Annotated in this window: 16 protein-coding genes, 1 tRNA gene and 1 pseudogene; 9 read left to right on the top strand and 9 right to left on the bottom strand. The window is 63.1% G+C overall.

The window, feature by feature from the left end; translation table 11 throughout:
* The first annotated feature begins 41 nt into the window (after positions 1-41).
* The 7 genes from tolB to GYH35_RS09430 all read left to right on the top strand — a co-directional run bounded on the left by tolB (position 42) and on the right by GYH35_RS09430 (position 5,271).
* Entirely contained in the window at positions 42-1,364 is a 1,323-nt protein-coding gene (gene tolB / locus GYH35_RS09460; RefSeq protein ID WP_161828255.1) for a Tol-Pal system beta propeller repeat protein TolB, read from the top strand.
* A 148-nt stretch (positions 1,365-1,512) separates the two neighbouring features.
* Positions 1,513-2,037, top strand: coding sequence for a peptidoglycan-associated lipoprotein Pal (gene pal / locus GYH35_RS09455; protein ID WP_161815730.1), 525 nt, complete (start codon positions 1,513-1,515; stop codon positions 2,035-2,037).
* Between the two features lie 11 nt (positions 2,038-2,048).
* The gene (gene ybgF, locus GYH35_RS09450) at positions 2,049-2,822 is read left to right on the top strand and encodes a tol-pal system protein YbgF (RefSeq protein ID WP_161815729.1); all 774 of its coding nucleotides are present in this window, start codon (positions 2,049-2,051) and stop codon (positions 2,820-2,822) included.
* A gap of 68 nt (positions 2,823-2,890) precedes the next feature.
* A complete protein-coding gene (gene queE / locus GYH35_RS09445; RefSeq protein ID WP_161815728.1) occupies positions 2,891-3,583 on the top strand; it encodes a 7-carboxy-7-deazaguanine synthase QueE in 693 nt (230 codons plus the stop codon).
* 15 nt (positions 3,584-3,598) lie between these two features.
* A complete protein-coding gene (gene queC / locus GYH35_RS09440; protein ID WP_161828254.1) occupies positions 3,599-4,279 on the top strand; it encodes a 7-cyano-7-deazaguanine synthase QueC in 681 nt (226 codons plus the stop codon).
* Positions 4,280-4,350: 71 nt separating this feature from the next.
* A tRNA-Lys gene (locus GYH35_RS09435) sits at positions 4,351-4,426 on the top strand.
* Between the two features lie 119 nt (positions 4,427-4,545).
* On the top strand, positions 4,546-5,271 hold the full coding sequence (locus tag GYH35_RS09430; protein ID WP_161815726.1) for an oxygen-binding di-iron domain-containing protein: 726 nt from the start codon (positions 4,546-4,548) through the stop codon (positions 5,269-5,271).
* A gap of 1 nt (position 5,272) precedes the next feature.
* Here GYH35_RS09430 and GYH35_RS35395 read toward each other — a convergent pair.
* Positions 5,273-6,302, bottom strand: a pseudogene (locus tag GYH35_RS35395) (methyltransferase).
* Positions 6,303-6,578: 276 nt separating this feature from the next.
* Between GYH35_RS35395 and GYH35_RS09420 the strand changes: the two are divergent.
* The gene (locus tag GYH35_RS09420; protein WP_161828253.1) at positions 6,579-8,525 is read left to right on the top strand and encodes a TonB-dependent receptor plug domain-containing protein; all 1,947 of its coding nucleotides are present in this window, start codon (positions 6,579-6,581) and stop codon (positions 8,523-8,525) included.
* A 16-nt stretch (positions 8,526-8,541) separates the two neighbouring features.
* Here the strand turns inward: GYH35_RS09420 and GYH35_RS09415 are convergent, their stop codons facing one another.
* Complete coding sequence (locus tag GYH35_RS09415) at positions 8,542-8,862, bottom strand: hypothetical protein (protein WP_161828252.1); 321 nt, start codon at positions 8,860-8,862, stop codon at positions 8,542-8,544.
* A gap of 121 nt (positions 8,863-8,983) precedes the next feature.
* A complete protein-coding gene (locus tag GYH35_RS09410; protein ID WP_161815722.1) occupies positions 8,984-11,872 on the bottom strand; it encodes an ATP-binding protein in 2,889 nt (962 codons plus the stop codon).
* A 97-nt stretch (positions 11,873-11,969) separates the two neighbouring features.
* Between GYH35_RS09410 and GYH35_RS09405 the strand changes: the two genes are divergently transcribed.
* Positions 11,970-13,118 carry a threonine synthase gene (locus GYH35_RS09405; RefSeq protein ID WP_161815721.1) on the top strand — a complete coding sequence of 383 codons (1,149 nt, stop codon included), beginning with the start codon at positions 11,970-11,972 and terminating at the stop codon, positions 13,116-13,118.
* On the opposite strand, the gene GYH35_RS09400 is transcribed toward GYH35_RS09405, so the two are convergent.
* From GYH35_RS09400 to GYH35_RS09375, 6 genes are all read right to left on the bottom strand, one after another.
* Complete coding sequence (locus GYH35_RS09400) at positions 13,102-13,797, bottom strand: DUF6445 family protein (protein ID WP_161815720.1); 696 nt, start codon at positions 13,795-13,797, stop codon at positions 13,102-13,104. The genes GYH35_RS09405 and GYH35_RS09400 overlap by 17 nt on opposite strands.
* 44 nt (positions 13,798-13,841) lie before the next feature.
* Positions 13,842-15,089 (bottom strand): DUF445 domain-containing protein, encoded by a 1,248-nt coding sequence (locus GYH35_RS09395; RefSeq protein ID WP_161828251.1) that lies wholly within the window; start codon positions 15,087-15,089, stop codon positions 13,842-13,844.
* 36 nt (positions 15,090-15,125) lie between these two features.
* The gene (locus GYH35_RS09390) at positions 15,126-16,667 is read right to left on the bottom strand and encodes an SGNH/GDSL hydrolase family protein (RefSeq protein WP_161828250.1); all 1,542 of its coding nucleotides are present in this window, start codon (positions 16,665-16,667) and stop codon (positions 15,126-15,128) included.
* Between the two features lie 46 nt (positions 16,668-16,713).
* Positions 16,714-17,307 carry a hypothetical protein gene (locus tag GYH35_RS09385; protein WP_161828249.1) on the bottom strand — a complete coding sequence of 198 codons (594 nt, stop codon included), beginning with the start codon at positions 17,305-17,307 and terminating at the stop codon, positions 16,714-16,716.
* A gap of 119 nt (positions 17,308-17,426) precedes the next feature.
* Positions 17,427-19,436, bottom strand: a complete 2,010-nt coding sequence (locus tag GYH35_RS09380) for an acyltransferase family protein (RefSeq protein ID WP_161815717.1) — start codon at positions 19,434-19,436, stop codon at positions 17,427-17,429.
* A gap of 381 nt (positions 19,437-19,817) precedes the next feature.
* A complete protein-coding gene (locus tag GYH35_RS09375; protein WP_161828248.1) occupies positions 19,818-20,147 on the bottom strand; it encodes a hypothetical protein in 330 nt (109 codons plus the stop codon).
* Positions 20,148-20,246: the final 99 nt, after the last annotated feature.

The raw sequence follows: 20,246 nt of genomic DNA, 5'->3' as shown, positions 1-20,246 counted from the left end.
CGCGCGTGGCCATCCGATTTCGCTCGAAGGAGCTTTGACTGATGAAAAAAACTTTTGCCGTCTTCGTTTGCTTCGCGCTGTCGTGGTTCGCAGTCGCGGCCAACGCGCAACTGGTCATCGAGATCACCAAGTCCGCCGAGGATGCGGTGCCGATCGCCATCGTGCCATTCGGCTGGACCTCCAGCGGCGCCGCGCCGTTCGATGTCGCGGAAGTCGTCGCTGCCGATCTGCGACGCAGCGGCCGTTTCGCGCCGCTTGATCCCAAGGAAATGATCGATCGACCCACCCAGGGCGATCAGATCCGCTTCCAGGATTGGCGTTATCTCAAGTCCGACTTCATCGTGGTCGGCAAGCTGATGCCCGAAGGGCAGGGCTATGCCGCGCAATTCGAGATCTACAACGTGCTGACGGGTCAGAAGTTGGGACAGCCGAGCGATCCGCGGCGTGTCACGGCGAACGCGAATAACATGCGCGCGCTGTCGCATCGTGTTGCGGACATCATTTTCGAGCAGCTCACCGGTGTGCGCGGCGCCTTCTCGACGCGCGTGGCATTCGTCAACGCGGAAGGCACGCCGCCCAAGCAGCGTTACAAGCTGGTCGTTTCCGATTACGACGGCGAGAATCAGCGCACGCTGCTCAGCTCGGACGAGCCGATCATGTCGCCGGCGTGGTCGCCCGATGGTCAGAGCCTCGCTTACGTCTCCTTCGAGGGTAAAGCCTCAGCGATCTATGTGCAGACCGTGCGCACGGGCGAGCGCAAACGAGTGTCCGCTCGCGCCGGCATCAACGGTGCGCCAGCGTGGTCGCCCGACGGCAAGACCCTGGCGCTCACGTTGTCGCGTAAAGACGGCGATGTCGACGTCTATACATTGGAGCTGAACAGTCAGGTGCTGACGCGCATGACGTTCGATCCGGGCATCGATACCGAGCCGAGCTGGTCGTCCGACGGCAAGAAGCTGTACATCAATTCCGATCGCGCCGGCGGGCCGCAGATTTATGAGATCGAGGTCGACAACCCGAAGCGCGCCACGCGCGTGAGCTTCGAGGGCGGCTACAACGCCCGGCCGCGAGTCTCGCCGGATGGCAAACAGCTCGCGGTCGTGACCCTGGATCGCGGCAATTACCGAATTGCTGTCATCGATCTGGCCTCGAAGGGCATGCAGGTGCTGTCGGAAGGACGCCAGGACGAGAGTCCGAGCTTCGCGCCCAATGGCGCGGTGCTGATCTACGCGACGCAGGATCGGGGTCGTGGCGTGCTGGCGACGGTCTCGACCGACGGCCGCACGGCGGAGCGGTTCACCAATACGGTGGGCGAAGTGCGCGAGCCGGTTTGGGCGCCATTTGCTCCGACGAGCACGAATTAGCAGGTATCGGACTGGAAAAAGTCCGCCGAAGCGCCGTGTGCGGGCCGAAGTTGTGGCAAAATTCGCCGCAGTTTTGGTCTGTGAATGGCGACAGGCGGATTTTTCAGCGGGTTCGCCGGTCGTAACAATCAAATCCAGGAGAGTGTAGATGCGTGTAACGCAGCTGATGCTGATCGCGGTGAGTGGCCTGATGCTGGCGGCCTGTGGCAACAAGCCCCTGCCCGAGGCGCAGAACACGTCCGAGGCGGTAGGCCCGTCGACCAGCACCCAAGGTGCGGACAGCAGCGGCGTCGGCAGCAGCGCGCTGTCGGCCGAGCAGCAGGCGATGGAAGCGGCCAAGGCCGCCGGTGTGATCGTTTACTTCGATTACGACCGCGCCGAGATCAAGCCGGAGTTCGTGCCGGTGGTGGCCGCGCATGCGAAGTTCCTGAACGGCAGCCCGCAGCGGAAGGTTCGTCTGGAAGGTCATTCCGACGAGCGCGGCTCGCGTGAATACAACATCGGCTTGGGCGAGCGTCGTGCGCAGGCGGTGCGTCGCGCGTTGATGCTCCAGGGCGTGACTGAAAATCAGATCACCACCGTGAGCTACGGCGAAGAGCGTCCGGCCGTGCAGGGCAGCGACGAAACGGCGTATGGCAAGAACCGCCGCGTCGAGCTGGTCTACGGTCGATGAGCCGAGCGGTCATGAGAGTTGCGCCAAACTTGGCTGCCGTTCGCGTCGGACTGATCGCCGCCGCGGCGGCGGTGCTGTCGGGTTGCGTCACGACGCCGCCGGAAGCCGATCCGACGGTGCAGAAGTTGTCCGAGCTCGACAGCCGCCTGTTGCGGCTCGAGCGCGTGCTCGCCAATCAAAGTCTGCTCGATCTGTCACAACGGATCGAAGCGGCGCAGGCGGAAACGCGGGTGCTGCGCGGTCAGCTGGACGAGCTTCAGCATCAGGTCACGCAGAGCCAGACGCAGCAGCGTGAAATGTACGGCGATGTCGATCGTCGGCTGTCGGCGCTCGAAGGCAATCCCGGTGCGTCGGCGTCCACTGTCGTACCGCCGGCGGGCGGCTTGCCGATCCCGCAGGGTGACGATCGCGCCAACTATCAGGCCGCGTTCGATCTGCTCAAGGATGCGAAATATCCGGAAGCGATCAACGCGTTCAAGCAGTACCTGACGACGTTCCCGAACGGCCCGCTGGCCGACAACGCGCAGTACTGGCTCGGTGAAGCGCACTACGTGACCAAGCAGTATCCGGATGCGCTGCGCGATTTCCGCACGGTGATCGAGAAGTATCCGGAGTCGCGCAAGATCCCGGATGCGCTGCTGAAGATCGGTTACTGCAATTACGAGCTGAAGAACTGGACTGAGGCGCGCTCCGCGCTCAGCCAGGTCGTGCAGCGTTTTGGCGATACCACCGCCGCCCGTCTCGCGAGCCAGCGGCTCGCGAAGCTGGACAGCGAGGGGCGATAACTCATCGGTGGCGCCCCTTCCCGGGGCGCCACGCATGACACGCTCGCTCAAGTGGTTGGATCAGGCTCATGAATCTCGCTGACGCAACCACTGTCGATTCCGCCGTCACCGGCCCTGGCGCCACGCGCGTCAAGCTCACCGAGATCTTCCTATCGATTCAAGGTGAAGCCGACAGCGTCGGTTGGCCCACGGTATTCGTGCGTCTCACCGGCTGTCCGTTGCGCTGTCAGTATTGCGACACGGCCTACGCGTTCTACGGCGGCGAATGGTCTTCGCTCGACGATGTGTTGGCGAAGGTCGCGGCGTTCGAGACGAAGCATGTGTGCGTCACGGGCGGTGAGCCGCTCGCGCAGAAAGGTTGTTTCCCGCTGCTGCAGAAGCTGTGCGATGCGGGCTATCGCGTGTCGCTCGAGACCAGCGGCGCGATCGATGTGAGCAATGTCGATCCGCGCGTCGTGCGGGTCGTCGATGTGAAGACGCCGGGAAGCGGCGAAGTCGAGCGCAATCGTTACGAGAATCTCGAGGTGCTGCGGCCGGAAGAGCAGGTGAAGTTCGTGCTCTGCAGTCGCGCCGATTTCGAGTGGGCTCGGGATTTCATCCGCGAGCGCCGGCTGTACGAGCGCTGCATGGTGCTGTTCAGCCCGAGCTACGGTCAGGTGGACGGGCGCGATCTGGCGCAGTGGGTGCTGGATGAGCGGCTGCCGGTGCGGCTGCAGATTCAGCTGCATAAAGTGTTGTGGGGCGATACGCCCGGTAAATAGAGAAGATCACGCGTCATGTCCGGTTCTCGCGCAGTCGTGCTGTTGTCCGGTGGCTTGGATTCCGCCACCGTGCTTGCGATCGCCCGCGAGCAGGGATTTCAGTGCTACGCGCTGAGCGTGGATTATGGTCAGCGGCATCGGGCCGAGCTGGACGCGGCTGACCGCGTCGCCAAGTCCCTGGGCGCCGTAGAGCATCGCACCTTGCGCATCGATCTCGGCGGCATCGGCGGATCGGCGCTGACCGATACGAGCATCGCCGTGCCCGAGTCGCCGCAGGTCGGCATTCCGGTCACCTACGTTCCCGCTCGCAACACAGTGATGCTGTCCTTTGCCCTGGGCTGGGCTGAGGTTCTCGAGGCGCCGCGCATCTTCATCGGCGTGAATGCGGTCGACTATTCAGGCTATCCGGACTGCCGGCCGGCGTTCGTCGCGGCCTTCGAGCGCGTTGCGAACCTGGCGACCAAAGCGGGCGTGGAGGGCACGGTGGCCTTCAAGATCGTCACACCGCTGATCGACCTGACCAAGGCCCAGATCATCCAGCGCGGCGTTTCCCTGGGTGTGGACTATTCTCTGACAGTGTCCTGTTACCAGGCCGATGCCGACGGCCGGGCCTGTGGCAGCTGCGATTCCTGCCGTCTGCGCCGCGCCGGTTTCCAGTCCGCCGGCGTGCCGGACCCGACGCGGTATTTTCGATGAATTTCCGCGCCTCTTTAGGTATGATGCGCGCCCCGTCAGGCCGCCTGGCCTGACCCGCCTTCAGTTGGATTGGGTCGGTAGCTCAGTTGGTAGAGCACTGGACTTTTAATCCATTGGTCGAGGGTTCGAGTCCCTCCCGACCCACCATTCCATCTGCAAGGCGAGTCCTCACCCAGTGAGGACTCCACCGTTTGTGCGCAGCCCGGCTTTCCGGGAGCGGTGGATCGGCCCCTGCATGTTTCAATAGCGTCGTCGACGGAGGAAACATGATCACCGACACGACCACGGGCACGAACATCCAGGAAATCGGCCCCGCCATCTACCGCATCAACACGCCGATCGCGATCGGCTCGGGCGCGGCTTTCAGCTTCAATCAATATCTCATCGTCGACGATGAGCCGGTGTTGTTTCATACGGGCCAGCAGAAACTGTTCCCGCTGGTGCAGGCGGCGATTGCGAGCGTCATGCCTGTTGCGCGCCTCAAGCATGTGGGTTTGTCGCATTTCGAGGCGGACGAATGCGGTGCGCTCAATGCATTTCTCGCCGCAGCTCCGCATGCGACGCCTTTCTGCAGCCACATCGCCGCGATGACCAGCGTTTCCGATTTCGCCAGCCGTGCGCCGCGGTCGCTGAAGGACGGCGAGGAATTCGTCACTGGCAGCCGTCGGTTTCGCTGGTTCTTCACACCGCACGTCCCGCACTCCTGGGAGTGTGGATTGCTGATGGAAACGACGACGCACACGTTCTTCTGCGGTGATTTGTTCACTCAAGGCGGCAAGGGCGAGCGTGCTCTCACCACTGATGACATTCTCGAGCCCAGCGAAGCGTTCCGCCGACCCATGGATTATTTCGCTCACGCTCCACAAACCGTAGCGACATTGGATCGACTCGCGGAGCAGCAGCCGACGACGCTCGCGTGCATGCATGGGAGCGCATGGCAGGGCGATGGCGCGCAGCTATTACGAGCGCTGGGACGCCGACTGGCCAGCTGATTTATTTGTATGCGATGGCGGCGCTGCATGCGCCTGCCAGGGGCAGGACCTCATAGCGACGGAAGCCCGCGGGCTGGCACCAGCTCCAGAAGTCCGCGCCGGTGAAATCGAAGGCGTCGCCGAACTCGATGAGCATATTCAGCGACATCATCAAACCGAACGCGTTCTCGCGGCGGGCGTCGTCGATCAGGTTCTCGATGGCGATGAAGGCGCCGTCGGGTGGCAGCGCCTCGTATGCGAGGCGGATCAGGTGCCGCTTCTTCTCCAGGTTCCAGTCGTGAAGAATCAAGCCCATGGTGATGACATCGGCTTGGGGCAGCGGCTGCTCGAAGAAGTTGCCAGATACCGCCTGCACGCGATCTGACAGCGATGCCTTGGCGATCCAAGCGGCGCGCGATCGGCTCGACGGGGGGCAGATCGAAGCTCACACACTGCAGGTGCGGGTGGCGGGCCGCAACGAGTGTCGATAGCAGTGCCGTCGCGCCGCCGACATCGCAGAGAGTTCGATACTTCGAGAAATCGAACTTCTCAGCCAGTGCTTGAAAGTTCGGCGCGGAGATGCCGCGCATTGCGCTCATGAACTGCTCGAGCCCCGCCTCGTTGGCGTACAGCGCTTCGAAGATGGATTTGCCGGTGTGCTTCACCTCGTTCTGCGGCCGGCCGGTTTGCAGCGCTTCGCCCAGATCGGCCCAGAATCGAAACAGCCGGTGACTGCACATCTCGAGAATGCCTCCGATGTAACTCGGAAGATTCTTGTCCAGAAACTGCGCGGTGGCCGCGGTGTTGCTATAACGCGCCGTTACGCCGTCGCCGTCGCGTTGAAGGAACCCGAGCGCAACCAGCGCGTCGAGAAAATCCCAGATGCCGCGCGGATGCAGCGCCAAAGCGCGACCGAGCTCTTCACCTGTCATCGACCGGTCGCTCAATTTAGTAAACACTTCGAGCTCGACCGCGGTCAGCAGAACCTTGGCGGGCCAGAAGCCGAAGCCGACTTCCATCAGGTGCGCAACGTCGCTGGAAGAGTCGCTCATGATGACGCTCACAGATAGGGGAAGGGGAAGTCCTCCAGAGCCGCTGATCCGTGCAGTCGTGTGCATGATAAGGAGGAAGGATCGACGAACGGAAGCGGCTCGTGTGCTGCGCTCGCACCGCCCAAGTACGGCCAGAGCATTCCTACGCAGTTCAGGCACGCTGCTTCGTTGTACGATCCGTCGCGGTGACTGCGCCAATCCATGCCTGGCGCAGTCCGTCAGTTCTTTGTCAGCGCGATGCTCCTAACATTGGCGGCTGTTACAGAGTAAACACCGATGCATGCACAACGCGCCGAACTGTACGCCGCCTTCCTGATGGCGCCATTGAGCTGGTGGCCCGTCGGCGCCCACGCGAACGAAGCCGAGAACGAAGAGGAAGAAACGGAATCCGTGGTCGTGTTCGCGACGCGCAGCGAGGCGTTGGTTCGCGATCAGCCCATTCGCGTCGAGGTTCTGCCGGAGGAGGAGATCGAAGAGAATCTCACGATGCAGCCGGGCAACCTTACTACGCTGCTCAACGAGCTCGGTGGCGTGCGCATTCAGTCGACGGCGGCCGGCTTGAGCGGCGCGACGCTGCAAATGCGAGGCTTGCCGGGGCGGCACACGCTGGTGCTGCAGGATGGCTTGCCATTGTTGGGCGCGCAGCCGGACGGATTCGGTTTGTTACAAACGCCGCCGCTCGATCTTGGCCGCGTCGAAGTCATCAAGGGGGTAGCGTCCGCGCTCTATGGTAGCGGCGGTCTGGGCGGCGTGCTGAACTTGATGTCGCGCCGGCCGGGAAGCGAGCCTGAGATTCTTCTCAACAGAACATCGCGTGGCGGGACGGACGGCGTCGGTTTCTTTTCCGATGAGCTGTCGCCGCAGTGGGGCTACAGCGTGATCGCCGGCGCCTATGACCAAAGGCGCGAGGACATCGATGACGATGGTTGGGCGGACCTGGCCGAGTATCGTCGTTACACCGTGCGGCCGAGGCTGTTCTGGGACAACGGCGCGGGCTCAACGATGTTTGCAACGGTGGGATTGATGGACGAGTCGCGACAAGGCGGCAGCATGCGAGGACGCGTGCTCCCCGATGGCACGACGTTCCGCGATACGTTGGATTCTCGTCGCGCCGACGGCGGTCTCGTTGCTCACATTCCATTATCCGACGCGAAGTCGTTCGGCTCCCGATGGTCGTTCGTGCGAGTGGAGCGCGATCGCGATTTCAACGGCGCATTCAGCGAGGACGTGCGAACGACCGGTTCGGGCGAAGCCACCGTGTCGGGCGCTCACGATCGACACGCCTGGCTGGCCGGCGTGGCCTTCGACTATGACCGCTTCGAATCGGCGCAAGCCACGGGTGTGAACTATCGTTATACGGTGCCCGCGGTGTTCGCGCAGGACGAATATACAGTCAATGACGGCGTCAAACTTGCCGGCAGCGCACGCGTCGATGCGCACAACGAATACGGCACGTTCGTGAGTCCCAGGCTCTCGGCGCTGTTCCGGCTGCAGGAGGATTGGTCGCTACGAGCTTCCATTGGCGGCGGCTTCGCCGTGCCGACGCTGGTGTTCGATGAAATCGAAGCGACCAGCGTCACGCTGGTCGAGCCGCTGCGCGACCTGGATGCCGAGCGTGCGACCAGCGCCTCGATCGATATGAAATGGGCCGAAGGGATCTGGGAGATCAACGGCAGCGTCTTCGGCTCGCGGATTCGAGATCCTCTGGTCGTGCAGTCCGATGTGGTTCCGGGCAGATTGCAGATCGCCAACGACGACGGCCCGCGCGATGTCGTCGGTGCGGAGCTGCTCGTGCACTACACATCGGGGAAGCTGCACGTGATTGGCAGCTCCACTTACATGAAAGTCACCGAGCAGGCGCCTGGCGGCGGCAGGAGGGAATCCGAGCTCGTGCCGCGACTCTCCGGTGAGTTGTGCGCGTTGCTGGAAGACGAAGATCGCGGCCGCATCGGACTCGAGTTCTCTTACACCGGCAGCCAGCAGCTCTACGACAATCCCTATCGAACCGAGGGCTCGCCGTACGTCGAGATCAACGTGCTGGCGGAGCTCAAATTGGGCGAGGTCGCCGTCTTCCTGAACGCGCTCAATCTGACGGACCGCCGGCAAACGCGCTTTGAACCGCTCCTGCGGCCGCTGCCAGCGGCCACCGGTGAACGGATCGTCGAGGCCTGGGCGCCTTTGGCGGGGCGCGTGTACAACCTCGGCGTGCGGATCGAGCTGTGATCTATCGAGGCAGAGCTCAGACCGGCTCGTGCGTTTCGAAGCCCGAGGGGCCCAGGCCATTGCAGGAGACTTCGACTCGTTCGCTGCGTTCGGCCGTATAGGCCATGTTCACGAGCGCGTCGGCGCCGACATCGGCCTTGCTGTCGAAACGTAGCAGGCGGCCATCAGGCATCGTCATGTAGACGGCGACGACCAGATTGCATTGAGTCACGACCACGGACGTGAGCGGATGGCCCTCGACCTTCGGTGCGTTCTTATCGGGGGCGACTTCGCTGCCGCCGGCAGGCAAGCCTTCGGCGGACGCGATAGAGCATGTCGCTGCGACGATCGCAGCCATAAAAAGCGGACGTTTCACTGCAGGCCTCGCAAAGGGAACGGTATGGCTCGTTTCTAGCGCCTGAGGAGCGCAAACGGTTCCTAAGGCAAACGAGGCAGGCGATGTCAGCCGATGCCCGATCTCAACCGGCGGCGCGCGACGCGAGCGGATCGAGCTCGCGTAACAGCTGCGCCGCTGCTTGCAGATCGTGGGTTGCAAACCCTTCGGTGAATCGGCCGTAAGTTGTCTCCAACAGTTGGCCGGCTGCGACTGGGTCGTTCTGACGCGCGTGCAGGCGCGCCAGATCCAGCGATGAACGCAGCTCCCACGACAGGGCCGACTGGCGACGCGCGATCCGGCGGGAGCGATCCAACAGGCGCATGACTTGGGGGGCGTTGGTCTCGGACATGGAAAATAAAACGTGCGCCTGCAGTCGCAACAGCTCGGGCAACTGCACAGCCTCCGCTCTGCGCACAGCATCGCGTCGCGCGTTTTGAATGACGACCAGTGCTTCCTCGGCGCGTCCCGCTGCTGCCAAACCCTCTGCCATCCAGCACGCGATAGAGGTTCCGATGACGTTCTGCCGCTCGCTTTGCACTCTCTGCTGAGCTTCCTGAATCATCGCCGTGCCTTGCTCGATATCTTTGCGTCCGATGCGCAGCGCGCCTTGCATCGCTGCCGCGCTGGAGTGGAAGGGCTTCAGCACGGGCCAATGGGTGTGATTGACCAACTGTTCCAGCACGTCCTGGGTGGCATCCCACTCGCCGCACCAAAGATAGACGGGGATTGTGAACAGCAGTGCGAAGCAGGTGTCGAGCGGCTTGCCCGATTTCAGCGCGGTTGTGACCGCTCGCCGCGCAGTATCCATCGCGCGCTCCGGCAGGCCTGCCAGCCACAGGGCACGGGATTGCACGATGAGTCCGCGCACGCGGTGATCGTTGCCGCAGAGCTGGAGATTTCTCTCGCCGGCCTGGCCGAAGCCTGCATCGAAGTGTCGTCTGGCTGCGACTTGATTGCCTCGGAAATGCCGAGCCACGCCCTGCATCAGATCGGAGATCGCGAGGCAACTCACATCGCCCACTTGCCTGGCCGTGACCTCCCATTCTTTCGCCGCCGCGAGCGCGCCACGAAAGTTGGCAATGCGCGTGAAAAACAGATGCCGGGTTGCGAGCATGCGCAAGCGGTGCGAGGGCTCGTTCTCAGGATGCGCGAGCTGCATTCCCCGCGCGATCGCCGTCAGCACATCTTCGGTGTTCCCTCGCATCCACATCGATGAAATCGCCCAGGTGCTTTGTAGCAGCATCTCGCGTCTGCCGCCGCGCGTGTTCGCATCGAGCGCTTCGAGGCCGGCTGCGCTCCATTTGTATGCTTCGCTCAATAGCGACAGCTCAAAGAAGACCGGCGCAGCGGCCGCGGCGAGGTCCACCGCAAGCGGCGCCATCGTGGCTTTGTCGTCGGTGGAAAAGCACCACTCGAGCGCGGCACGCACGTTGCCAAGATGCTCTCGCAATTTGTGAGCACGGCCGGTGTATTCGAGATCGATCTGCCCCCCATGGAGGGAGTCGAGCAGCATCGCGAAATGCTCCGCGTGGCGACGTGCGGCGAGATTGGCATCGCCGCTCTCCTGGAGCTTTTCGCGAGCGTAAATGCGAGTGGTTTCGAGCAGCCGGTAGCGTTCCGAGCCGTCATCGCCGACCTGCGCAGACATGAGGGACTTTGCCACCAGGGCATCGAGCGTGTTGAGCATTGCGGCTGCATCGGTGCGCCCGCCGTGCACGATCGCGCTGGCCGCTTCGAGCGTAAACGCACCGACCAGAACCGACAGCCTGCGCAACGCGAGTTGCTCGGCTTCCGGGAGCAGGCCATAGCTCCAGTCGAGCAGGGCACGCAATGTCTGATGGCGGGGCAGAGCGGTCCGTCGTCCATGCCAATCGAGCCCGAGGTTCTTGTTCAGCAGATCGGCCGTGGCGGCGATGCCGTGACTGCCGGCGCGGCCGGCCGCGAGCTCGATGGCGAGTGCGATGCCCTCGAGCCGGCCGCAGATGCCGGCCACGATCGGCGCATTGTCATCGTCCAGCGCGAAACGATGTCCACTCGCCGCCGCCCGTTCCATGAACAACTGCACCGCTGGAAACTGCAGAACGTCGACGGCCTTCAGACTGGACTCGGGCGTGGGGCATGCCAACGCCGGCAGCCAATAAACATGCTCGCCTTCGACGCGCAGCGCTTCCCGGCTCGTGGCGAGGATGTGCACGCCCGGGGCTTCCCTGAAGATCGTTTCGAGCAGCGTCGCGACCGCATCGATCACGTGCTCGCAATTGTCCACGACCAGTAACATGCGCAGCGTCCGCAGGTACTCGATCAGCGCCGGCGTCGCGTCGGCGGTTTGAACCGACAGCCCAAGCGAGGCGGCGATGGTGGCGGCAACGAGCTTCGCATCGGCGACCGCGCCGATGTCGACGAAGCACACCACGCCGGCGAACTCGTCGAGGAGCTCGTGAGCGACGGCGATGGCGACCGTGGTCTTGCCCATGCCGCCGGGACCGATGATGGTGATGAAGCGCTCGGCGATCACATCCTCGCCGATGGTGTGAACGATTTGTTCGCGGCCGACCATCCCGGCAGGCTTGGGCGGCGGCAGCAGTCGCCTATGGGCAACATCGGGGAATTCGGCAAGCACCGCCGTCGGCGTCGCGCCCTGGGATTCGTGGGTGACCTGGGCAACGAAGCAGTACCCCTGGCCGGTCACGTTCTCGATGTAGCGAGCGCCGCCTTTGCCATCGCCGAGCGCCTTGCGTAGCGCGCTCATGTGGACGCGGAGCGTGCCCGGGCTGACCACCAGATCGCGCCACACGCGGGCGGTCAGGTCGCGATGACTGACGATTTCGCCGGGGTGTGCGACGAGTGCAATCAGGATGTCCAACGCCCGATCGCCCAAGGCGAGCGGCACACCATCCCGCTCGATCACGCGGGCCACCGGCGACAGTCGAAACGGGCCGAAGGTTGCGATCCCGTTGGGTTGAGAATTCATGCCCATCAGTCTCTCACCAAATGGGGGCGCGCGCGCCGGGACCAAGGGCTAAGGTATTGCTCCGAGCAGTCGCAAGGCTCAGAGTCCGCGACTCATCATGACCAATTCCATCCAGCTTTTCGATCCTCGCACCGGCAAACGCTACCCTTTGCTCGAGCCACGCTGGCGCTCGGACGATCGCGGGCCGTTGCTGGTCGAGGCGCTGCCCGGCATCGGCAGGGACGACATCGACACCCGGACGCAGTCTCTGTGGCGCTATCGCGCTTCATTGCCACTCGACTTGCCGCAGCCCATTTCGCTGGGCGAGGGATGTACGCCGCTGGTCGAGAAGCCCTGGGGCGAGCATCCGCTGTTGTTCAAGCTCGATTGGATCTCGCCCACCGGCAGCTTCAAGGACAAGGGCGCAACGGTGATGGTGTCGTTCTTGAAACATCTGGGCATCGACGCGATTCTGGAAGACAGCTCCGGCAATGGCGGCGCGGCGATTGCAGCTTATGGCGCGGCCGCTGGCATGCACGTGCGCATTCTCTGCCCCGAATCGACGCAGCCGGCCAAGGTTGCGCAGATGAAGATCTTTGGCGCCGACGTGCGGCTGATTCCGGGCACCCGCCAGGACACCGAGAACGCAGCCCTGCAACAGGCCTCGGAAGTTTTCTACGCCAGTCACAACTGGCATCCGTTCTTCATCCAGGGAACGAAGCTGACGGCGTATGAAATCTGGGAGCAGCTGGGCTTTCGCGCCCCCGATAATGTGATCGTGCCCGTGGGCGCCGGCAGCAACGTGCTGGGATGTGACTTGGGCTTCAGCGAGCTGCTGGCTGCGGGTCAGATCAAGAAACTGCCGCGCATCTTCGGGGTGCAGCCCGCTGCCTGCGCGCCGATCAAGGCGAGCTTCGATGCCGGCGTGGATGAGCTGGTGCCCACGGAATTCAGCACGACGATCGCGGAAGGTGCGTCAATTCGCAAACCGGTGCGACTGAAGGAGGTGCTGTCCGCCGTGCGTCGCTCGGGCGGCAGCATCGTCAGCGTCGGCGAGGACGACATCCTCAAGGCGCTGCATCGACTTGCCAGCATGGGCTTGTTCGTCGAGCCGACCTCGGCCATCGTCGGCGCGTCGCTGGATCAGTTGTACACGAGCGGCAAAATCCGAGCGGGCGAAACGACCGTCGCGTTGCTGTCGGGCTCCGGTCTCAAGGCGAGTGCGTTCGTCACCCGATTGTTCGGCGAGACTAGCCCGGATCGATAAAGCTGTTGATCGACAACCGGCCGGTACGCGGATCGGCGTCGGGCACGAAGCTGCCGTCGATGGAGCCGGAGTGCAGCGAGTTGCGGCGGTAGACGAGCATGCGGTTGAACACACCCTCGGCTTGCGCGATTCGCTCGAACAGCGGCGTATCGCCATTGATGTAATGCAGTCCAGGGCCGTCCGGGCCGGCGCTCTCGGCTTGCAGCGCCTTGAAATATTCCGGCCCACGCACTTCGTCGAGGCTCTCGTAGCCGGTTGCACGATGCCGATAGAACGCCGTGCCGCCGAGGCTTCCCTTGAACAGGTAGTGGATGGTTGCGAAGCCCTCGCGCGCCAGCGAGTCCACATGAGGGATGCGCTGCATGGGGGCCAACTCGGCCGCGGGCGTCGTCACCAGTGAGTAGTGGCACATGCTCAAGCGAAGCGTGCCGCCGGTGAAACCAAAGTGCTCGGCGAGCAGCGGCTGCAGGCGGGTCGCGAGAAAGTGCTCGTACGAGGGCGGCGCCTTCGCCCGGATGCCAGGATAAAAGCGCCCACCCGAAGCGAACTGCGCCGTGGTCGCTTTCTTGACCAGGCGGTCCGGCTCGGCAACGAAGTTGTCGATCACCAGCAGCGTCGCGCGCTCGTTGCCGAAGACTTGCTTCTCGATGCGGATCTGCGGATGAAAGTCCAGAATCATGGCGGCCGTCCGTGAGACATGCGGCGTACTTTAGCAGCGCCGCGTCAGGGCGCCAGCAATGTCGTGGTCACGACATAGATCAGCAGGCCGGCGAGGCCACCGATCAGGGTGCCGTTCACTCGTATGTATTGGAGGTCGGCCCCGATGGCGGCTTCCATGCGACCGCTGAGCGTGGTCGCGTCCCATCGCTTCACTGTGTCCGAGATCAAGCGCGCAACCTCGTGCCGCTGCAGCTCGATAATGCGAAGGACCGCGCCCCGCAGCATGAGATTGATCTCCAGGCGCAGCGCCTCGTCGCCGTGCACCCGCTCGGCGACGCCACGCAGCCATTGCGCAAGTGGCGTATCGATCTCGGGGGCTTGCTCGGCTGCACGCGAGGCGATCTGATCGACGAAATCTCTGCCGATGCGACGTAGATAGTCTGCGAACGCTGAATGCTCGAGCAGTTGTTTCTTCAGCCGCTCACCTTCGGCGAGGAATTGCGGCGACATCGACAGCTGCTGACAAAGGTTGTCGAGAGCATTGTCGATCCGAGTTCGTATCGCATGATTCGGATCGTCCGCCGCCGTGCGCAGCATCTCCTCGAGGACCGTGATGAGCCGATCGGCGATCCTTTGATCCACCGAAAAACGCCGCCACAGCCACGAGGTCCGTGTTCTCACGGCGTGGCGCAGCTGCGGCTCGTATTCGTGCACCAGCTCGGCGGCCTTGCGCAGCATCGCATCGACCGGCCGTCGATGGCCTTGCTGTGCCATGACCTCCGCCAGGATCTTCCCGAGCAGCGGCGACAGCTCAGTGCGCTCCACGGGAGCGAACAGATAGCGGCGAATCAGATTGTGCAGATCGTCGTCGCTGAGCGAGTTGGCGGTCGTCGCCAGTCCGCGCATCAGGCCATTCGCCGCCAATGCACTGTTCTGCGGGTCAGTGAGCCAGCGGGCGAGGCGGCCCGCGAGATCGGCGGCCTGGATCTTGTCGGCGACGATCTGAGGCGCCAGGAAATTCTCCTCGACGAAGCGCCCGAGCCCTTCGCCGATACGATCCTTGTTCCTCGGGATCACCGCCGTGTGCGGAATGGGAATGCCAAGCGGATGACGGAACAGCGCGGTGACGGCGAACCAGTCGGCGAGCGCGCCCACCATTGCTGCTTCGGCGAACGCACGAACGTATGCAACCCACGGGTGCGCCCGCTCGAGCGTGTAAGCGACTACGTAAAGAATACTGACTGCGATGAGCAATCCAGTCGCGACTCTCCGCATCCGGCGCAGCCCGGCGGGAATGGCAATTCGCTGCATGTCGTGTCCCAGCGGCTGGGCCCCGGCCCGGCCGATTCATGAGTGTGACATGGTACGTCGGCGAGCATGGGAGGGTGCGCCTGTCATCGCGAGCAGCGCGAGGACCAGCAAGGTAAGCAGATCCAGGCCTCCACCACCGCCACTGCGTTGATTGCCGCTGCTTGCGGAACTGGGGTCACTCGCATTGCCAGTGCCAGGCTCGGTGGAGGTGGCTGCTTTGATCTCCAATGTCACAGAGGCCGTGGCTGATTGGCCGTGCGTGTCGCGCACCGTCAGCGACACCGTGGTTGATCCGGTTTGTGCGCTCCCCGGAGCGAGAGTCATCGTGCAGTCCAGTGTTGTTGAGCCGCAGCCTGAACTGATTGAAATGGCGGCATCGGGCAGCATGGTCGCGTTGCTGCTGCTCGCGGTCACAGTCAGCGCGCCGAAGCCATTGAGTGTGAACGCGATGGGAGCGGGCGAGTTCGGCAGTGTGATGGTCTGACTGCCCCCCGAGCTCACACTGATCGTCGGCGGCGGAGTGGCGGGTGGGGCGGGCGGATCCGGTGGATCTGGCGTGGTCGGAGTGGATGCATCTACCACGCTGATTGTGCCGTTCGTATAGAGCTCATCCGTATCCCAGGATCTACCCGACGGCAGCGTGGGCAGCGTCAGCGTCGCGAACTCACCTGCGATCGAATCGAACGCGAGCAACTTGAAGCGATCGCCGATCGCGGGAATAAAGCCATTCTTCAATTGAACTTTCAGAGCAGGCTCGTGCAACGTCAGCGCCTGCGCGACGATCAACCGGCCATGGTTCGTGCAGGCGGTGGCGCCGCCAACGTCGATCACCAGCGTCATGCTCGATTGCAGCGTCACCGCGCCTGGATCGCTGGGGCAGCCGCTCACATGGATTTCGCCCATCATGGCTGCAATTACCGCTGCCGAAAGCGATTGGGCTCCAAGCCCGGTGTAGTGAATGCCATCTGCAAGAAACTGGTCGCTCTGCCCGCTGGTTGCGTTCCAACCGATGTCTTCCGTCAAACGTCGCGCATTGATGACCATGACGTTGGCGTCGCTCTGCGCGATGGCGAATTGTGCGCCGACGTACTGGTCGTATTCCGCCATCTGCGCGGGCGTCAAAGTGCTTTGATAAACGTCAGCGACGAGAATGATGGGAAAGTTCGCGTCGCCCACCCAGGCGCGCACCCGCGAGATCACAGCAGAGATGTCGGACTTGAAGCGCGCAGCGGCGATACTGCCGCCTTCATTCGCTCCATAGTGGATCACGGCCGCATGGAAGCCGAACGCGGCGAACATGGGGCCTGCGTCGGCATGACTGCTCGAGAATCTCGATGCGGTATATCCGCCGAGCGAAAAGTTATCGATCACGACGCCTTCGGGATGGGTCTCGTTGACGAAGCGCAGCCCGATCAGATCGGTGAGTGCGGCATCGTTCGATCCGGAGACTTCGAGCTGCAGGTAGTTCGTGCCGTTGAATTCCAAGGGCGAGGTCTCGCCCGATTTGATGGCGAAGCTCGAAGAGCGAAGCCCCAGCGCGAGTGTTCCGGTCGTCGTGACGGCGGCGGCGTATGACACCGAGGACGACGCATTGGGACGCGCTCGATAGGCGATCTCGCCCGATTCAGGATGAGTCGCGGCATAGATACGAGCTTTGACCCTGCCCGAGGTGTTGAAATAGGAAACGTCGGTCGGAATGTCCGTACTCGTCCACGCCGCTGGCGTCGTGACGGAGCATCGTCAGTTGGCCTCGGGTTCCGCCGGTGATATTGGTCGTCCCGTTCAAGGTGGAGAACGCCATCGGATAAGCATTCGGCAGAATCTGGCCGGCGTCGAGTCGCGTCGCCGTCGGCCCGGGCGTTGCGCACTGGCCGGCGAGCAGCCAGGTGGCGGGCCCGGAGTTGCCGTGATAGAAACATCCCACCACCGGTGTCTCCGGCGCGTTACCGAAGCGCTTCCACATCTCATAGTTCAACAGCGGGATGTACCGGTAGCCGTGCGAGCCGGGGCTGGTCTCCTGCGAATCGCCCAGCACGGCGATGCGGATCGTGCGGGATTGCGCCGTTTGCCACAGCGCCTGGAATATCTGCTGTTGTGAGTAAAAAAAATCCAGGTCGCGAAAGCTTGGATAGGCCTGCTGGGCGCTGCCGATCGAGGACCACTGAAGCGCAATCGCGCCGAGCGCCAGCCATACAGGCGCCCCGATAGTTCGCTGCATCGTTGTCTCGTCCTGGTGATGCGAGCGCGCCTCACCCCGAGCTCACCGGCGCCCGCTGCTCGGAGGAATAAACGTCGGCAGGAACTACTTTGGTTCCGTTGAATACTACATGCCTGCTGCTAGCCGGAGTCCGCGCTCACCAGATCGCGCGAGATCAAGCTGGTGAGCTGGGTATTTTCCACCAGCAAGCGCGCACCCGCGGGGCTCAGGTGCACCGCATCGCTATACAAGATGGGCTTGCCGGGCGGACGCTGCGAGCAAACATTGGCAGCGCAGAGAACGGCGATGGCATCGACCAGTTGCACCCCTGGAAACGATTCCTGGACCCGATCCAGGACCCGGTTATACGGCGCCATCGCCAACTCCACTTGCTCGCGAGCGAGCTCCGGATAGCACTCAGTCGATGGCAGTTTGACGGCGCGAAGGAAGCAGGCGGGAGAGGTGGAGTAGGCGGGGATCTCACCGAGATAGATCACGCGGGAGAAGCGGGTGAGCTCGCTCAACAAGGTGCGCACTCCATACTCGAAGATCGCTTCCTTCGTTTCCGCGGCCCCGGCGCCCTCACGGCTCAAGCGAATGTCGGGATCGGAGATCAGGAAGGAGCCATTGCCGACGACCACGATGACTTTCGGCTTGGTCCGGTGCGCATAGTCGACGAAGGTTCGCCAGACCTGTTGGCACTCTTTTTCGTTGGGGTCGTAGCCGCTGACGCGGACGTTCAGCACGGGTGGACAACCGCCGCGCCCGAGTAACATGACCGGTTGCTTTGGCGCCAACAACGGCGCGGCGACTTCGTAGATCGCATGCGCGCGCGAGTCGCCGACGAACAGGATCGACGGAGGTTGGGCGCTGGTGGTACGGCAATAGTTGATCGGCGCCGTCGCGCCGAACCGGGCGTGACACTGTTTATCGAGTCTCGGGCCGTGATGCAGGGCTCGTATGTCCGCATCGAAGCGTTGCGCGACGCCGCCTGTGACATACACGACCAATCCCGCGACACCGGCGACCGCAGCGGCAGCGGCCAGACGAAAGTTGAATCGGCGTTCTTTGTGTCTTCGCACCGGCAGTTCGATATAGCGATAGGTGAGCCAGGCCAGCACGATGCTCGATAGCAGCGCGACCCAACGGACCGCCAGCGGCGGCAAGCCCGCTTCGAGAATGTTCAGAAACGAGAGCAGCGGCCAGTGCCACAAATACAGCGCGTAGCTGATCAGACCGAACCACACCAACAGGCGTGAGCCGAGCACATTGCGCTGAATCCAAGCGTCGCCGGGCGTTGCCAGGATGAACAACGTCCCGACGACGGGCAACAATGCGGGCCACCCTGGGAACGGCGTGGTCGTATCGAAACCCACGACCGAAGCGAGGATCAACGCCAGGCCGGCGAGGGGCAGGAAGTTATAACCGATGTCCAGAAAGCGTCGGTCGCCGGTTTCGGCGCTCAGCGCTGCATGCGCCGGACGCTCGATCGCCAGCGCCAACAGACAGCCGGCGCCCAATTCCCAGAATCGCGACACAGGCCAGAAGAAATTGGCGACCGGCGCCGACTGCGCCATGTGCACGCTCAATGCGAACGACGCGAGCACCAGCAGCGACAGGATAGCGAACAGCGCGTTCTTGCGTTTCCAGAGCGCCACGAGTACCGCAGGCCATAACAGATAGAACTGTTCTTCGATTCCCAAAGACCACAGGTGCAGGAGCGGCTTGAACTCCGCGGCGGTGTCGAAGTAGCCGCTTTCGCGCCAGAGCGCGAAGTTCGCCACGAACGCCGCGGCGGCGCTCGCATGCTTGCCGAGTTGCTTGAACTCGTTGGGCAAGAGCAGAAACCAACCGAGCGCCAGCGTCGTCGCCAGCACCAGCACCAGCGCAGGAAACAAGCGCCGGACACGTCGCCAATAGAAATCCGCGAAGGAAAAATCCGCGTGCAGCAACTGGCGCGCGATGATGCCCGTGATCAGAAAGCCGGAAATGACGAAAAACACATCGACGCCGACGTAGCCGCCGGTGACGGTTTCTGGAAACGCATGAAATCCAAGCACGGCAAGCACCGCCACGCCGCGCAGGCCATCGACTGCCGGGCGATATTGGAAGTGCTTGGCGTGCTCCGCTGACTGGACGTCAGGGCGCATGGCAAGACCCTCTTCGACTCGAGAGATTTTCGAGAGCTAAGAGAGGTCGGGTGCTACGGTGGAGAGGAGAGGCAGGCTGCGGCGGAGGCAGCCGGCGACAAGAGCGCGGAGCAGCTGGTGTTACTCAGCATCGGGCGATCTTGCGAGCGATGTTGTTTGCCGATGGCGGAGTAGCGCGCTGGCACGCGAAGCGCATGATGTCCCTTGCGTCGGCGCCAGATCGTCTTGCGTAAGAACTGCAGACACCACGGCGTCATGTCCGACGCGCTCGTGGTCTTTTGTCGTGCGCAGCTCCTCATGAAGTTTGCAACGCCGTTTTGGCTGCAAAGTTCCTGCACGTTGTGCGGTCAAAAATTTTCGTCAGGCACTGCAGCGATTCATCTACACATCGGACGAGTATCCCTTACCGGCCGGCGCATCGAACCGATTCACCAGCTGCGAGTACTCCGGCGGATAGAGCTGCGAGACTTCGAACTGACCGGACGTGCGGTCGGTCACCGCATCGATCGTTTGTCGCAGGATCATCGCGTGGCCCACGACATTCCATCGGCCGTCGATCTCTTCGACCAGGAACACGCGCGTGGGCCTGAGGTTGTAGAGCCGGCGGCCGGCAATCGAAAAATCATAAACGCCGCCGACGCGAAGCTCGGCGGGAAAGCCGGCGCCGCGCTTGAGCTTCAGCGTGTCATTGAGCTCGATCAGATGTCCCATGCAACGTTATCGCGTCATGCCGTCGGCGGGCGGCGATTGTAACCGGGGAGCTTGCAGCTTCGGTAACGCGGATCCGCTAAAGTAGGCGTCCGGGGAGAC

It is taken from the genome of Steroidobacter agaridevorans, from assembly GCF_009932555.1.
GTDB classification, from domain to species: domain Bacteria; phylum Pseudomonadota; class Gammaproteobacteria; order Steroidobacterales; family Steroidobacteraceae; genus Steroidobacter; species Steroidobacter agaridevorans.
Note: the sequence above shows the minus strand (reverse complement) of the source record. Positions and strands in the feature narration are given on the sequence as shown.